The sequence below is a fragment of the Deinococcus sp. Marseille-Q6407 genome (assembly GCF_946848805.1).
In the GTDB taxonomy this organism is placed as follows: Bacteria; Deinococcota; Deinococci; order Deinococcales; family Deinococcaceae; genus Deinococcus.
The window spans coordinates 136,165-151,125 of the sequence record NZ_CAMPFU010000004.1 but is presented as its reverse complement, the minus strand read 5'-3'; the positions used below and the strand labels follow the sequence as shown (position 1 = coordinate 151,125).

At 65.9% G+C, this 14,961-nt stretch carries 16 protein-coding genes; 4 read left to right on the top strand and 12 right to left on the bottom strand.

The window, feature by feature from the left end:
* Positions 1 to 23 precede the first annotated feature (23 nt).
* The 9 genes from OCI36_RS10475 to rsgA all read right to left on the bottom strand — a co-directional run bounded on the left by OCI36_RS10475 (position 24) and on the right by rsgA (position 7,756).
* The gene (locus OCI36_RS10475; RefSeq protein WP_261665034.1) at positions 24 to 1,172 is read right to left on the bottom strand and encodes an FAD-dependent oxidoreductase; all 1,149 of its coding nucleotides are present in this window, start codon (positions 1,170 to 1,172) and stop codon (positions 24 to 26) included.
* A gap of 22 nt (positions 1,173 to 1,194) precedes the next feature.
* The gene (locus tag OCI36_RS10470) at positions 1,195 to 1,917 is read right to left on the bottom strand and encodes a class I SAM-dependent methyltransferase (protein ID WP_261665033.1); all 723 of its coding nucleotides are present in this window, start codon (positions 1,915 to 1,917) and stop codon (positions 1,195 to 1,197) included.
* On the bottom strand, positions 1,914 to 2,936 hold the full coding sequence (locus OCI36_RS10465) for a type III polyketide synthase (protein WP_261665032.1): 1,023 nt from the start codon (positions 2,934 to 2,936) through the stop codon (positions 1,914 to 1,916). The genes OCI36_RS10470 and OCI36_RS10465 overlap by 4 nt, the downstream gene beginning before the upstream one ends.
* A 261-nt stretch (positions 2,937 to 3,197) precedes the next feature.
* Positions 3,198 to 3,518 (bottom strand): VOC family protein, encoded by a 321-nt coding sequence (locus OCI36_RS10460; RefSeq protein WP_261665031.1) that lies wholly within the window; start codon positions 3,516 to 3,518, stop codon positions 3,198 to 3,200.
* Positions 3,519 to 3,537: 19 nt separating this feature from the next.
* Positions 3,538 to 4,614, bottom strand: a complete 1,077-nt coding sequence (locus tag OCI36_RS10455; RefSeq protein WP_261665030.1) for a sulfite oxidase — start codon at positions 4,612 to 4,614, stop codon at positions 3,538 to 3,540.
* Between the two features lie 183 nt (positions 4,615 to 4,797).
* Complete coding sequence (locus tag OCI36_RS10450) at positions 4,798 to 5,169, bottom strand: roadblock/LC7 domain-containing protein (RefSeq protein WP_261665029.1); 372 nt, start codon at positions 5,167 to 5,169, stop codon at positions 4,798 to 4,800.
* A gap of 86 nt (positions 5,170 to 5,255) precedes the next feature.
* Positions 5,256 to 5,771 carry a GTP-binding protein gene (locus tag OCI36_RS10445; RefSeq protein ID WP_409996737.1) on the bottom strand — a complete coding sequence of 172 codons (516 nt, stop codon included), beginning with the start codon at positions 5,769 to 5,771 and terminating at the stop codon, positions 5,256 to 5,258.
* Positions 5,772 to 6,353 (bottom strand): hypothetical protein, encoded by a 582-nt coding sequence (locus OCI36_RS10440; protein ID WP_261665027.1) that lies wholly within the window; start codon positions 6,351 to 6,353, stop codon positions 5,772 to 5,774. It lies immediately after the preceding gene.
* Positions 6,354 to 6,673: 320 nt separating this feature from the next.
* The gene (gene rsgA, locus OCI36_RS10435) at positions 6,674 to 7,756 is read right to left on the bottom strand and encodes a ribosome small subunit-dependent GTPase A (RefSeq protein ID WP_261665026.1); all 1,083 of its coding nucleotides are present in this window, start codon (positions 7,754 to 7,756) and stop codon (positions 6,674 to 6,676) included.
* Between the two features lie 234 nt (positions 7,757 to 7,990).
* Here rsgA and OCI36_RS10430 point away from each other — a divergent pair, with 234 nt between their 5' ends.
* The 4 genes from OCI36_RS10430 to hemG all read left to right on the top strand — a co-directional run bounded on the left by OCI36_RS10430 (position 7,991) and on the right by hemG (position 12,547).
* Positions 7,991 to 8,602 (top strand): DedA family protein, encoded by a 612-nt coding sequence (locus tag OCI36_RS10430; RefSeq protein WP_261665025.1) that lies wholly within the window; start codon positions 7,991 to 7,993, stop codon positions 8,600 to 8,602.
* Positions 8,603 to 8,719: 117 nt separating this feature from the next.
* Positions 8,720 to 9,910, top strand: coding sequence for a uroporphyrinogen decarboxylase (hemE, locus tag OCI36_RS10425; protein WP_261665024.1), 1,191 nt, complete (start codon positions 8,720 to 8,722; stop codon positions 9,908 to 9,910).
* A gap of 68 nt (positions 9,911 to 9,978) precedes the next feature.
* On the top strand, positions 9,979 to 11,034 hold the full coding sequence (gene hemH / locus OCI36_RS10420) for a ferrochelatase (RefSeq protein ID WP_261665023.1): 1,056 nt from the start codon (positions 9,979 to 9,981) through the stop codon (positions 11,032 to 11,034).
* Between the two features lie 106 nt (positions 11,035 to 11,140).
* Positions 11,141 to 12,547, top strand: coding sequence for a protoporphyrinogen oxidase (gene hemG, locus OCI36_RS10415; RefSeq protein WP_261665022.1), 1,407 nt, complete (start codon positions 11,141 to 11,143; stop codon positions 12,545 to 12,547).
* An 81-nt stretch (positions 12,548 to 12,628) separates the two neighbouring features.
* Here hemG and OCI36_RS10410 read toward each other — a convergent pair whose 3' ends face one another.
* The 3 genes from OCI36_RS10410 to OCI36_RS10400 form a co-directional block, all read right to left on the bottom strand.
* The gene (locus tag OCI36_RS10410; RefSeq protein WP_261665021.1) at positions 12,629 to 13,510 is read right to left on the bottom strand and encodes a DUF1990 domain-containing protein; all 882 of its coding nucleotides are present in this window, start codon (positions 13,508 to 13,510) and stop codon (positions 12,629 to 12,631) included.
* Positions 13,507 to 14,088: a DUF1990 domain-containing protein gene (locus OCI36_RS10405; protein ID WP_261665020.1), complete on the bottom strand. Its 582-nt coding sequence runs from the start codon at positions 14,086 to 14,088 to the stop codon at positions 13,507 to 13,509. Before OCI36_RS10405 ends, OCI36_RS10410 begins: the two co-directional genes overlap by 4 nt.
* A gap of 80 nt (positions 14,089 to 14,168) precedes the next feature.
* On the bottom strand, positions 14,169 to 14,930 hold the full coding sequence (locus OCI36_RS10400; protein WP_261665019.1) for an IclR family transcriptional regulator: 762 nt from the start codon (positions 14,928 to 14,930) through the stop codon (positions 14,169 to 14,171).
* Positions 14,931 to 14,961: the final 31 nt, after the last annotated feature.

Here is a 14,961-nt window from a genome sequence, read left to right as displayed (position 1 = left end):
CTTCCAGCTTGTTTCTGCCAGACTTACAGCCAGCGCATGGTAAAGGCACTGGCCAGCAGTGGCGCGGTGCGCGGGCCCAGGAGGCCTGTCAGCAGAGCTTCGCGGGCCTGTTGCTGCGCAGCGGTCACCGGCCGGCCGGCGCTCATGTTTGCCTCGGCCTGCCGGGCCGCCATCCAGGCCGAGCGGCGGCGGGTCTGCTCCCAGCGCCGCCACTCGGCAGGGGCCACCTGCTCACCCCGGGCCGCGCGGGTCAGCAGCGGTGCCAACGTTTCGGCGTCCAGCCAGCCCAGATTCATGCCCTGCCCGCCGATAGGACTGACCACGTGGGCCGCGTCTCCGATCAGGCTCAGACGGCCCAGGTGCATGCGTGGCGCGAGGTGCCGGCGCACTGTAAACGCGCTGAGCATTCGGCACTCGCTGGCCGGCACCGGCAGGCCGGTCCGCTCGCGGATAATATCGGTCAGCGCCGCTGGTTCGGCGTCAGTCAGCAGGTCGCAGCCAGTGTGTACCACCCAGCGCCGCAGCCCGCCTGGCAGAGGAAAACATTCGGTCACGCCGCCCTGCGTGAGCGAAATGACAGCGTCCTGCCCGAAAGGGGTAGTGTCGGGAAAGTCGCCCATCAGATAGCGGTCAGCGTAGAGCCCGCCCGGAAAGTCCAGGTCAGCCGCTTCTCGCAGGGCCGAGCGCCAGCCGTCGGCAGCAACCACCTGACGGGCCGAGAGCTGCTCCAGCTGACCGCTGGCCGTTTCCAGAGTCAGGGTCAGGTGGCTGCCGCAGTCTTTCAACTGCCGCACCGTGACCGAGCGGCGCAGTGCCCCGGGAGCCAGGGCGTCCAGCCGACCATTCAGCAGCTGCTCGGTCTGCACCTGCGGCAGCGAGAGGATGTAGGGAAAACGGGGGTCGGCCGCACGGAAGCTCAGCTCGCCCAGCACCCGGCTGCCCTCACCCAGCAGCAGGCCACGGCGAATGGTGACGCCAGCTGCCTGGACCGCATCTCCCAGACCCAGCCGGCTGAATCCATGCAGCGCCCGCGGATGAATCCCAATGGCCCGCGAATGCTGGAGCGGCTGGGTGCGCCGCTCCAGCACAGCGAAACTCAGCCCTGCTTGAGCCAACAGACAGCCCAGATAAGTGCCTACCGGGCCGCCGCCCACCACAGCCACGTCCAGCATGGGCGAGTCTGTCACAGGATTCTCAGGCACGGCCAGCCCCCGGATAGGTCAGCAGCAGCCGAAAAGGAAAGGGGCGGGTCACCTGCCAGCCGGGCGGCACGGCGCGGCGCAACTCCGGCAGGGTAAAAGAGCGGCGCACCGACAACATGCCGTCAGGCACGATAAACGAGTCCCGGAAAAAAGGCGCGGTCAGCGCACCGAAGCCGGCCCAGGCCAGCGCCGAGCGCTCGATATCGGAATGAACGGTGCGGTCACCCAGAGCTTCACAGTCGTGCAGCAAAGCCGTCAGCTCTGGCGCCGTGAGGTGGTGCAGCACATGGTTGGAGGTCACGAAGTCGAAATGCTGGCCTTCCCGGACCAGTTCACTGCTCACCACTGCCCGGAAATATAACCCCGAAAAAGCCGGCTGGGCCTGAGCGTAGTCGGTGGCCCGGCGGTCGGCGTCAATGCCCAGCACCCGCAGCGTGTACCCGTCGCGGGCGGCCAACCGGATCAGAGTCCGGGCCACGTCTCCCCCACCGCAGCCGATGTCCAGCAAGGTGTTGGCCCGTCCGGGCTGCAAAAACGGCCGAATCTGCGTGCGGTACACCAGCGGCCAGCCAGACACCAGTGCATTGACAGCCCCGAACTGTGCGTAGGTGCGGTGTAGCTCCGGCAGGTCACAGGCCGGGTCGTCCATCAGCTCGGGTTGCTCCTGCTCACGGCGGGAAAAGTCAGGCAGCCAGCTGCCAGGCTGCAGGGTCACTCGCCCATCACCGCAGTCATCAGGCCCGATTCCACTGTCAGGCCGGGGCCGAAAGCCATCGCACAGGCCCGTTCGCCCGGCTGGGCCTGCGCAAGCAGCTCACGCAGAATAAACAGCACCGTGGCGCTGCTCATATTGCCGTAATCGCGCAGCACCTCCCGCGAGGGCCGCATCTGCTCCTCACTGAGACCCAGGCTCCCCTGTACTTTGTCCAGAATAGCCCGGCCACCAGGATGCACCGCCCAGTGCTCCACTTCGGCGCCGCTGGCCTGCACCTCCTCAGCCAGATTCAGCAGCAGTGGACCCAGCGCGCCGTGCAGGTGAGTTTCGATGATGTCAGGCACGTAGCTGCTCAGTACCATCTCGTAGCCCTGGTCGCCGATCTTCCAGGCCATGTCCTTCTCCCCTTCGCCGGGCGGGGTCAGGGTGGTTTCGAAAGCGTCCAGGCGCAGGGCCCGCTGCCCACTCCGCGGCAGCTGTCCGCTCACGACCGCTGCCGCCGAACCGTCTGCAAACACCGTGCTGGACAGAATAGAATCGGGATCGTCACCGGGGTTGACGTGTAGGCTGCACAGCTCGGTGCAGATGACCAGTACGTTGGCCTGCGGGTCGGCTTCACAGAAAGCCTGTGCCATCTTGAGGGCTGGGAAGGCCGCATAGCAGCCCATAAAGCCCACATGGTAGCGGCCGGTGGTGGGCCGCAGCCCCAATTGACGCACCACCATATAGTCGGGTCCCGGCGCAAAAAAGCCGGTGCAGGACACCGTGACCACCTGGGTAATGTCTTCTGCGCTGAGGCCACTGGCTTCCAGCGCCTGGCGGCCGGCCGCCACGAACAGCGGCGTGGCTTCCTGCACATACACGGCGTTGCGTGCCCCGGTGCTGGGCGCCAGCATCACTCCGCTGGCTTCGTCATAAAATGGACCACCACCGGACCCGGGCCGGTAGTCGCCAATCACGCTGTGACGCTGCGCTATCCCAGAGGCGTTGAACGCCGCCGGCACCAGCCGCCGTGCCAATCGGCCCAGGCTGGATTAGGCTTTGATCATGTCCCGCACCATCTCCTGCGGATAAACATATTCGGGAACGGCAGTCCCGACTGACAACAGAAAAGCACTCACAGGAGAAACCACACGGACGGACGGACCCGGAAAACCACTAATCATAAGCCAATATGGCGTACCGGAAGCCGGCGCCGGATGTATCTGGCTGAGGAAAAATTGAGGAAAAGCAGCGGTTTATACCCAGCAGCGGTAATCAGGTGAGTAGTTACAGCCAGCTCAGCCGCGCAGGCCCAGCAGATTGCCCCAGGGATCCCGCAGCTGACACATCTGCTGCCCGTTCTCAATCGCCAGCGGACCACGGTAGAGGGTGGCCCCCAGCGCCTGCAGGCGGGCCACTTCTGCCGCAAAGTCAAGCACCTGCCAGTAGACCACGCTGCCGGCCGCACCGCTGCCCACCCGGCTATCGGCGGGAACGATCTCCAGACTGAAGCCGTCCAGGTCCAGCAAGGTCAATCCTTCCACGCGGCGGCGCTGCGCCTGCGGAAAGGCCCGGCTGTACCAGTCCAGCGCCGCCGCAGGATCAGGCACATGAACCATGACCGCAGCAACCCGGCCCTCAGGCACGCGGCACCACCGTGACCGGCACCGCGACAGGGTGGGTGATCTCGTAACTGCCCCGGCCGGGGTCATGGGTCTGCGGCTGGGTTTCGCCGGTCGAGGACGTAGCCCGCACCAGCAGTTCGGCCGGGCCAGCCTCCGCCGGGGTCCAGTCGAAGGCCCACAGCCGCCAGAGGCCAGGCTGCGCCGGCGTGGTCCAGCGCACCGGCTGCCAGGTCTGGCCGCCGTCGGTGCTCACCTCGGCTGCCGCCGGGTGGCCTTCTCCACACCACGCTGCACCGGTTATGCGGCAGAGCTGGCCCAGCGGCAGCGCCTGATACGGCGCTGGAGAGGCAATCTGGGCTTTGATGTGCAGCGGGCCGAGCGGTACCCGTTCGGGCGGCAGGTCGCCGCGCGGCTCCCAGCGAGCGTAATCCACCGTTTGGAAGTACCCACCGTAGGGCCGGTCCAGCAGCTCGATGCGGTTCAGCCACTTCACGGCAGCCATGCCATACCAGCCCGGCACCACCGCCCGCAGCGGAAAACCGTGGCAGGCGGGCAGCGGCTGGCCGTTCATCTCGTAAGCCAGCAGCACGTCGTCCTGGGCTTTGGCCAGCGGCAGGCTGCGGGCGTAGTGGATGTCACCCCCGCTGGGCAGCGGGTCATCCATGGTGCCCCGGTCAGCGCCCTGCAGCACCACTTCCAGCGCCTGCGGCTGCACCCCGGCCAGCTCCAGCACAGCCCGCAGCGGCACCCCGGTCCAGTCGGCCGTGCTGACAGCGCCCAGCTCCCACTGCACGCCACTGGTCTTCTGGGGCAGATACACCCGGCCGTTGCCGGCACATTCCAGCGTGACCCGGCGAGTTTCCTGCGGCAGCGCCCGCAGGTCAGCCAGGCTGAGGCTCAGTTCATGGCCCACTAGTCCGGCGACTTTCAAGCTGAAAGTGCCTGGGTCCAGCTTAGGCACTGCAAAATGACTGCGAACATAATGCTGCTGGGTTGACGTCACTTCGCCGTCCAGCGAGGCAAACGGGGTTTCGAGGTTGTCGGGGTTGTTCTGGCGGGTAATACGGCCGGGAGCAGCGCTCGGGGGCATGGGGGTCCTCCTGCGAAAAGGAGCAAGATCAGTGGTGTGAGTAGAAAGCCATTATGGCCTGACGCTGGTCCGGCCGTACAGCTCAGGCCGCTGCCCCCCCGAACAGCACAGAAGGCGAAAACCGCGCTTGCTGGCTGCGGCCTCCGCCTTCTGAGGTAACTCTGAAGTGATCGTATAAGGGCTTCAGAGAATACTGGCCACCCGGCCGGCCGTGTCGCGGGCCTCCATGTGCAGCAGGCCCAGGTTCATACCGGCCGGGGCCACCACCGCCAGCACACCTTTGCGGCCAGTGGCGTAGATATAAACCTGCCCTTCCATTCCGCTGACACTCATCTCGCTGAGGTCACCGGTGCCCAGGGTGTCGTTGATGCGCTTGCCCAAGCCCAGGGCCGTCGCGGCCATCGCGGCCACCCGGCCGGCGTCGGTGTTGTCGGTAAACAGCTGCGCGATAGGCAGGCCGTCGGTGGTGGCGATCATGGCGCCCCGGACATCGGGAATGGCGCTGCGCAGGCCACTCAGGGTCACCTGCAACCGCTCCTGTTTGCTTCTGGTCATGCAAAACCTCCAGGCAGCCACAGAGGCTGCCGGGTCATGGGAAAATGTGACGAAAAATCTCGCGGCTCAGGCGTCGGCAGCGGCGCTCAGCGGCTGCTCGGAAAGTTCAGTTCCAGCAGGCGAATCAGCACCTCGCGGGCGCTGTCGCTGTCGGTGGCATTCAGGCCGCAGACCTGTTCGGCCGGCAGGTCGAAGTAGCTGGCCACGTCTTCCGGCTTCCAGACCTTGGGCAGATCCTGACGGGTCACGCCCACCACGAACGGCACCGGGTTACGCGAGGTGATGAATTCCAGAATGTTGCGGGCCTGCGCGAAATCTTCGGGACGGTCGCCGGCCACCAGCAGGGTCAGGCCCAGCGCACCTTCACACAGCACGTCCCACATGAAGTCAAAGCGGTCTTGGCCGGGGGTGCCGTACAGCAGCAGCTCCTGCCCGTCGAGGTTGAGCGTGCCGAAATCAAAAGCGACCGTGGTGTATTTCTTGCCGATATCTTCGCTGGCTTCGGCCTCGGTCGCAACGACTTCGGTTTCAGACAGTGTCTGCACGAAGGTGGTCTTGCCGGCACCTACCGGCCCGGAGATCACCAGTTTCATAGGTCCCACTTATGCACCTCCAGTCAGGCGGCGTAGAGCATTGAGAAAACGGCGAACCGGGCCGGCCTTTTCGGGCTCGGCAGCGGCGGCCACCTGGGATTCAAACTGCACCGGGCTTCCAGCGGGGCTGACCACGCCCGCAGCGCGGTAAGGAGTCACCATACCGGCGGCGCGCAGCCGGAACAGCATCAGCCGGGCTTCATCCAGGCTGATAAAGGCCGTCTGGGCCAGCTCGGTGGCGCTGCCGCCACGGCTGAGCAGCGGCGCAACACTGCGCCAGGCTCCCTGTAAGGCCACCGGCAGGCTGGGCACCTGGCTCTCGGCGTCCGGCACCGTCACGAACCGGGTAGATTCGTGCGGCAGCTGGGACTCGTCAATATGAGCGTCCTGCACCAGCGAGCGCAGCACCTGCGCCAGCGGCAGCGAGAAATGGGTTGTCAGTTCACCCGGCGCCATCGCCTCGAACTCGTAGGTGCCGGTCGCGCCGTTCATCAGTTGGCGCAGGATGTCCTGCACCCGCAGTGCCTCGCGCACCGGGAACCCGTCCACGAACAGCGCCCGCAGCTCTCCGCGGTGAAGATGCAGTTCCACACTCCTCCCCCCGAGGGCGGACTGCAGAAAAAGCGTCCCCGTGTGGCGCTGCAACACCTTGGCAACGTCGGGAAAAGCATGATCGGCAAAATCACCGTAAATAGCCACGTGTCACTTCCTTCCTTTCTCTTCTCGTCATTCTTGTCTGGTGGTTCAACACCTTGGTGCCGAGCTTATGCTGCACTTCCTGTCAGGAGTATCACATCCCGCCAAGTCTGGCAGGACGCGAAAAGCTGCTCCAGAAGCCTTCCCTGACGTAAAAAATTCTCCGGGCGACTTGACGGCCCTGCTCAGCGGAGCTCTATTCAATGGAGCCCGGTTCAACGGTGCGTCCGCTTCTTCTCGCGCGGCCGCTCGGCCCGGCCTGACGGAGCCGCCTGAGCCTGCTGCTCGCGGTAAGCATCCACCACCTCTTCGCTCAGTTCGCCGCGCTGCACGGCAGCCTGTACCGCGCAGCCGGGCTCGCGGCCGTGGGTGCAGCGCGAGTAGCGGCAGTCGGCGGCCAGTTCCTCGATGGTCCAGAACGCTGCGCCTTCCTCGTCCCACACGGCAAGATCACGCAGACCAGGGTTATCGATCAGAAGTGCGCCGCCGCCAATGTCATCTGCCGGCAGCTGGTAGAGAGTGCGCCAGGTGGTGGTGTGCCGGCCCTCGCCGGAAAAGTTGCTCAGTTCGCCGGTCGCGGCAGCCGACGCGCCCAGCAGCCGGTTGGTCAGGGTAGATTTGCCCATGCCCGACGATCCGGTCAGGGCCACGGTCTGCCCGGCCTTCAGGTAGGGTTCCAGCGCCTCCAGCCCTTCTCCGCCCCGGACCGCCAGCGGCAGCACCGGCGCGTCCAGTCCGGCGGCGCGGGCGGTGTCCAAAAAGCCCTTAGGGGCCTGATCCAGCTTGTTCAGCAGAATGACCGGCTGCGCCCCGGCCAGCCGCACCGCCTGCACATAGCGCGTCAGCCGCTCCGGCTCCCAGTCGGCCGGGCTGGTCATTACAAACACCGTGTCCAGATTGGCAGCCAGCACCTGCGGCTGGCTGCGGCGGCCCTTTTGCACGGCGCGGATCAAGGTGTTGGCCCGGGTCAGCACCGCCTCAATCCGCAGGGCCTGCTCGGCGGCCGCGCCGGGTTCCGGGGCCGCGTAGACCACCCAGTCCCCAATCACCGGCACGTCCAGCAGCTTGTGGCGGCGTCCCCCCGGCCAGACAGCCTCGCGGGGGCCAGCCTCGGTCTGGAGCCGGTAGCCGTTGCGCTCTACCCGGATCACACGGGCCGGCTGTCCATCCGGATAGTCACCCTCCAGCGCAGCCAACGCCTGGGCCTGAGCCGGGCCGTAGCCATAGGCGGCCAGGTTCGGAAAAGCGGAAGGGGAAGCGGCCGGGCTGCCGGCAGCTGCGGAAAAGTCAGCAGTCACTGCCTGGCATTTTAGAGCAGTTCCCCGAATGACGCGTGCGTCGAAACAGCACCGCCACCCGCTCCATTCTCTGCTCCGCAGCTTCGCAAGTCCGTCCTGCTCTTTGTTGTGCACTCGCCCCGCTCGCTAGAAGCTGGCACAGCTTTTTGTGAAATGCTCTAGAGGACAGGGCACCTCCAAAACAAGACTGAACTTCATGTTGCTGCCGGAGCGGGGAGGTACACTCATCGGTTGATGATCGATCTGCGTGCCTGGCTGGCCGGGCTGGACCCCACCATGCTGCATCTCAGCACCTTCGGGCTGCTGTTTCTGGAAGGAATGGGCATTCCCGGCATTCCCGGCGTGCTGCCGATGATGGCGCAAGTGGGCCTGATCGACGCCGGCAAAACCACGCTGGAAACGACCATTTTCTGGGGCACCATGGGCAACTGGCTGGGCAGCATCACCGGTTACGCTTTCGGGCGCTGGGGGGGCCGCTTTATTCCGCAGCGCTGGCAAAGCCGCCTGGAAAGTGACCAGGCCCGCGACCTGCTGCGGCGTTACGGCGCACTGACGGTGGTGGCCAGCCGGACCATCGGGGCGCTGCGTACGCCAGTCACCTTGATGGCCGGGGCCATGCGCTACCCGCTGGTGCCGTACATCATTCTGAGCCTGATCGGGGCATTGATTCATATCGGGCTGTGGCAGTGGGTGCTGTGGCGGTTCGGGATGCAGGTGCTGCCTTATCTGGAAAAGGTGGGCGGCCGGGCGCTGGCCGTGACCGGCGCCCTGGTTGCCCTGGCGCTGCTGCTGCGCTGGCGGCTGGCACGGCGGCGTGCGGCGCAGGAGGCGGCCCAGGAAAGCTGAGCCCGCAGGCTCCGGCAACACCCGTCAGAGAGACCGACCGTTCGGTAAATAACAGACCAGAACAGGTTAATTTGTCCCCTGGCAGACCCAGCAGGCGGCGGGTATGGTGGAGCCACTGTGACTCATTCCCAGCACGATACCGACCCAAGCGCCCAGCCCTCCCCCGAGCCGCAGGGCAACCGCGCGACCGGGCAGTCCCCGGCCGACCAGGCCCTGCACGAGCCGCCCAAGCGGCCGATGCGGCCCTCTGTCCGGGTGGAGCCCAATCCGGCACTGGCCGACTCGGCTTTTTTGAAAGCGGCCCGTGGCGAGCAGGCCCCCCACACCCCGCTATGGTTCATGCGGCAGGCGGGGCGTTACATGCCCGAATACCGCGCGGTCCGCGCCGGCCGCAGCATGCTGGAATGTATCCGCACCCCTGAGCTGGCCGCCGAGATTACCCTGCAGCCGGTGCAGGCGTTCAACGTGGACGCCGCCATTCTCTTTAACGACATCCTGACCCCGCTGCCGGCCATGGGTCTGGACCTGGATTTCGTGAGTGGCGCGGGCCCGCGCATCAGCAATCCGCTGAGAAGCACCCGCGCGGTAGACCTGCTGGCGGTGCCGGCCGCCCGTGAAGCTATGCCCTACACCGCCGACGCCGTGCGGCTGCTGAAACCCGAGCTGGACGCCCGCGGCATTCCGCTGATCGGCTTTGTGGGCGCGCCCTTTACCCTGGCCAGCTACGCTATTGAGGGCGGCGGCTCCAAGAACTACGAGTACACCAAGCAGATGATGTACGCCGAGCCGGCCACCTGGTTCCGCCTGATGGACAAACTGGCGACCGTGCAGGCCGACTCGCTGGGTGAGCAGATCAAGGCCGGGGCTGCCGCCGTGCAAATTTTCGATTCCTGGGCCGGCGTGCTGTCGCGCTACGACTACCAGACCTTCGTCTGGCCGGCCACCCAGCGCCTGATCGAAGCGGTCAAGCCCTACGGGGTGCCGGTTATCTATTTCGGGACCGACACCGGGCACCTGCTGCCGGACATTGCCCGCTATGGGACCGATGTGGTGGGTGTGGACTGGCGCACCCCGCTGGACGCCGCCTGGAGCCAGCTGAACCCCGGCCAGGCCATTCAGGGCAACCTCGATCCGCTGCTGCTGGCGGCTCCCTGGCGCGAGCTGAAGTACCAGGTGGACCGGGTACTGGACGAAGCCGGCGGCCGCCCCGGGCACATCTTCAACCTCGGGCACGGCATCCTGCCCACCACGCCGCTGGACAGCGTGCGCCGAGTGACTGACTACGTTCACGAGCGCACCGCTCGCTGAGCGGCCCCACTCTGCCGCCCGCTTCAATTTTTGCTTTTGACCTTTCCGACCCTCAGGGAGCCCCGACCATGACCCAATCCGAAACGACCACCCCAGACGTCAATCCCTATCCGCCGGTCCGCATCGTCAACGATTCGTTTGCGCCCAGCATTCCCAGCACCCGCATCGGCCAGCAGGGCCCGGTGACCGACCAGACCATCGGCGTGCTGTTTATGGCCTACGGCGGCCCCGAAACGCTGGACGAGATGTCCGGCTACTTGGCCGACATCCGCTCCGGCCGGCCCACCTACGGCGCCGTGCTGGAAGAAATCAGCGGCAACTACCGCGCCATCGGCGGCAAGAGCCCGCTGCCCGAGTTCACCCGTGCCCAGGTCGAAGCGACCATGCAGCAGCTGCAGAGCACCGGCGGCGATTACCGCGCCTATATCGGCATGCGGCACTGGTCTCCCTGGATCGAAGAAGCGGTACGCGACATGCTGGACGACGGCATTCAGCGGGCGGTAGCCATCGTGCTGGCGCCGCACTACTCCAAGTTGAGCGTGGAGAAGTACCAGAAGAAAATCAAGGCGGCGCTGGAGATGTACCACGGCCAGATTGATTTTGCCTTTGTCAACGACTACCACACCGAGCCCGGCTACATCACCGCGATGGCCGACCGGGTGCGGATGGGCATTCAGGAATTCCCCGAGGGCCAGCGCGGCGACGTGCACGTGGTGCTGAGCGCCCACAGCCTGCCGGTGCGGGTGGTCCGTGAGGGCGACCCCTACGCCGATCAGTTGCTGGAATCGGCCCGCCTGATCGCGCAGCAGGCTGGCCTGAGCGACAACCAGTGGAGCTGGAGCTACCAGTCCGAAGGCCGCAGCCCCGAGCCTTGGCTGGGGCCGCAGCTGGAAAACTGGCTGCCGCAGCTCAAGGCAGAACGCGGCGTCGACAAGGTGGTGTCCATCGCCATCGGCTTCGTGTCGGACCACGTGGAAATCCTGTTCGATATCGACATCGAAGCGCAGAAGGTGGCCCACGAAATCGGCATGACCCTGGTGCGCCCGCCGGCCCTGAACACCGACCCCCTTTTCATCGGCACGCTGGCCAGCGTGATTCACCGCAAGGCGCAGGAACTGGCCTGAGGGCCGCCGGGGAACTTGCCCCCGGCCCCCTTTCTTCTCCGGCCCCTGCTGCCCAGACTCTCCGGCAGAGGGGCTTTTTCCCTTCTTTCTGATATGGAGCTTTGAAATGACCCCTGAAACTGAGCTGGATTCCTCCCTTTCCTCTGTCCCTACCCTGTCCCCCAAAGAGAGCGGGGCGCAGCCGGCCGGAGCCGGGCCGGTGATCGTGGTGGGCGGCGGCGTGACCGGGCTGAGTGCCGCCTGGGAACTGCAACAGCGCGGCGTGCCCTACGTGCTGCTGGAAGCCAGCGACTCGCTGGGCGGCAAGGTGCAGACCGAGTTCTGGGACGATTTTCTGGTAGAGCAGGCCGCCGACGCCTTCGTGTTGGGCAAGCCCTGGGCGCTGGAACTGGCCCGCGAGGTGGGCCTGGAACCGGAGCTGATTCATCCGCGTGAGGACACCAAGCGGCTGTATTTTCTGAAAGGGGGCCAGCTGCTGACCTTCCCGGAACATTTACGGATGTTCGTGCCCACCGACGCCGAAGCTTTTCGCCGCAGCGGGGTGCTGAGCCCCGAGGGCACCGAGCGGATGCTGGCCGAGGAACATGTGCCGCCGCGTGAAAATGCCGACGAGGACGAATCGCTAGCCTCGTTCATTCAGCGGCGCTTTGGCGAGGAAGCCATGAATTTCATCGTGCCGATGGCGGCCGGGATTTACGTGGCGAACCCCTACGAGCTGAGCATGCAGATGGCGTTTCCGCAGTTTCTGGAAATGGAGCAGCGTGCCGGCAGCCTGATTGCCGGGCACCGGGCGCTGCCGCCGCGCACCACACCGGTGTTCGGGTCGTTCCGCCGGGGCATGGGCGAACTGCCCCGCGCCGTGGGCCGCGCCCTGACTGGCGAGGTGCGGCTGAACGCGCCGGTGGCGCAGATTCATCAGGACGGGGTGACGCTGGCGAGCGGCGAACGTCTCGCCGGACGCGGCGTGATCGTTGCGGCGCCGGCCTGGGCCGCTGCGCCGATGCTGACCGGCGACTTTCCGCAGGCCGCCGAACTGACCGGACAGCTCAAGACCAATTCCTCGGTGGCGGTGATGCTGGCCTACCGCGAGGACCAGTTCCAATTCGATATGAATATGCACGGCCTACAGGTGGACTGGGCTGAGGACATCCCCATGACGGCCATCACGGTGCATTCGGGCAAGATGGCCGGCCGCGCCCCGGAAGGCCACGTACTGCTGCGGGTCTTTTTCAAGAACACTGACCCGGACGAAGCCCTGCGGCTGGCCCAGCAGTACGTGCAGGAGCTGCTCGGCGCCGAGGGCGAGCCGCTGTTCCAGACCTTTGCCGACTGGCGCGGCAAGAACCCGGCTTACGTGGTGGGGCACCGGGACCATCTGGCGGCCATCCGCGCCGCCCTGCCGCAGAACGTACAGGTGGCCGGGGCCAGCTTTACCGGCGTGGGCCTGCCCGACTGCGTTCACGCCGGCCGCAGCGCCGCGCGGGCGGTGGTAGAAGCCGCAGCTGGCCGCTGACTTAAAGCCGCCGGGTGCTGCTTCTGTCTTCTGACAGGGCGCCCGGCGGCTTTGGATAGACTGTTCAGCTTTCAGCAAAGCTCAATTCTGCTTTGCTGCGCTCTCTCCTGCGTTTCCATCAGTCGGGTCACCATCCGAAAGATGAGAGCCGGTCTGCTGGTCGATGTGCTGCTCCACCTGCGGCGGCAGGTCGCCGGATTCGGCCGGCTGCACCGGCGTCTGGCTGGGCGGCGGGGTCAGGCGGCCTTCGCGCAGCATTTCGCCCACCTGCTGCTTGAGCCGGCGCATGGAGCTGTAAGCAAAACGCCGCTGCAGATAGCGCCCGAACATCCGGAAACCCAGCCGGTAGATGGGGTTAGCAATCTTGCCAGTGCGCGAAACGGCGTGAATCCGGAAAGTGACCCGGCCCGTTTCCAGCGCCTTATGCACCGTGAAGTCAATCTGCCCCATCTCGTAGTGGCCTTCCAGCGTCTGGTAGGAGTAGCCCCAGACCGCCTCGTGGCTGCCGTCGGGCAGGGCGCGGACCTCGTCCACCACCTGATTGACCTTCACTCCAAACCAGAAAGTGAAAATCAAGAAACGGCCGCGCAGCACCATGATGCGGTCTTCCAGCGGGGTGTCTGGCGTAAAGATACCGGTGATCAGGTCAGGCGGCGGAAAAGTGTAGTTGCTCAGCACCTGCTGGGCCGCCTGGAATGACCCGTCAGGCCAGGGGTCGCCGGGGCTTTCGGGCATCAGGTCCTGCTCGTAGTCGTCCACGTGCCAGCCGGTATCGGCGGTGTATTCGCTCAGGCGGGTGGGGTCGAAGTTGGGCTTGGCGCTGGTGTACTGGTCCAGGCGGTATTTCTGGCGCTCGTAAAGCCGCCGGCGCTGTTCTTCGGGGCTCAGCGGCCGGCGCAGCTGTTCCAAGCGGCCCAGCCGGCCCAGACGCCCCAACCGCTGGGCGTGCTCAGGACGGCTCACTGGTTCTCAGCCTCGGCCTTGGTGCGGTGGTCAAGGTCTTCTTCATAAAGGGTGCGGACCTGTACGTCCCCGATGGCCTCGCCACCTGCAAATTCACAGACCCGCTGGCAGAACTGCACCCAGGTGATTTCCTGCGCCTTTTTGCCCACACCCAGTTTGTCGTAAGTCACCGCCACCAGGCCGTCGCGCGAGCGGGCCAGCGAGCGGATTTCAAAGTGCAGGGCGTTGTCCAGCAGTTCGACCGGTTCGATGGAAAATGTGATTTCGCCGGCTTCCGGGTGGCCTTCGAGCGTTTCGAGCTTGAACTGCGAATCGCTGACTTCCAGCACCCGCACGTCACCGTTCCAGGGACCCAGAATAGTGATGTGGAATTCATCGCCGGGACGCAGCTTGCGCTCGGAGCCTTCGGCCTTTTCAAAATCGGCCAGGGCCTTGGGGCTGAACTCGTCGATGTTGCGCTGGATATAGCCCATGATCTCGGCCGCAGACTTCTGGGGCTGCTGGAATTCGATCCAGTAGCGCCGCTCGATCAGGGGACCGAAGCCGTCACTGGAGGTCTGTTTGTCTTGGTCACTCATGACTTTACTGTGCTCCCCCGGCAGCGCTGGGGGAACTCAAGACGGCTAAGGCGGCCTTTAATGAAGAAACGCCCACTCTCTCAGCCGGGCCGGCCAGCCTGATGCCCCAGCGCCCAGCTCACCTCCTGCGCGGCAGTGCGCAGGCGGCGTTCCAGCATCTCCTGCCCGGAAAGCCGCGCTGTAGGCAGGCTGAAGCCCAGCGCGCAGAGCACCTCGCCGCCTTCGCCGCGCAGCGGCACCGCCAGCGAGGAGGTGCCCAGCGACCATTCGTCCTGCGTCAGCGCCAGCCCGGCGGTGCGGATTTCGGCGGCCTCCTGTGCCCAGGGTCGCTGTGAGGTGGCGGCGGTGTAGCGTGCCTGACGCGGCGGCAGCGGTAAGCCGTGCAGCGCGAACAGCAACTTGCCGCCGGCCGTCGCGTGAGGGGGCAACTCGAAGCGGGTTTCGCCTTCCACCTGCTCGCCCTCGCGGCCCTGCACACTGCGGGCAATGCACAGCACGCGTGGGCCTGCGGCACCGGGCCCCTGATCCAGCACCGCCAGAAAAGCCAGCCGGCGGGTGCCACGGGCCAGGGCGTTCATGGCATCGTGGGCCGGGCCATACCAGGGCAGCGACGAATACAGCGCGCTGGACAGCTTCAGCAGCCGCCAGCCCAAGGTGTAGCGGCCCCGGCCGGTCTTGCGCAGCAGCCCCGAGCCGGCCAGGGTTTCCAGCTGCTCATGCAGGGTAGAAGTGGGCAGGTCCAGAAACTGCGCCAGGTCGCTCAGGCGCCACTCGGTGCGGTCGGCGTCGAAAGCCTCCAGTACGCGCACCGCGCCGGCTACCGTCTGAAGGGTGCGGGACATAAAGGGAGTGTAAAGCTTTTCCGGAGGAGGC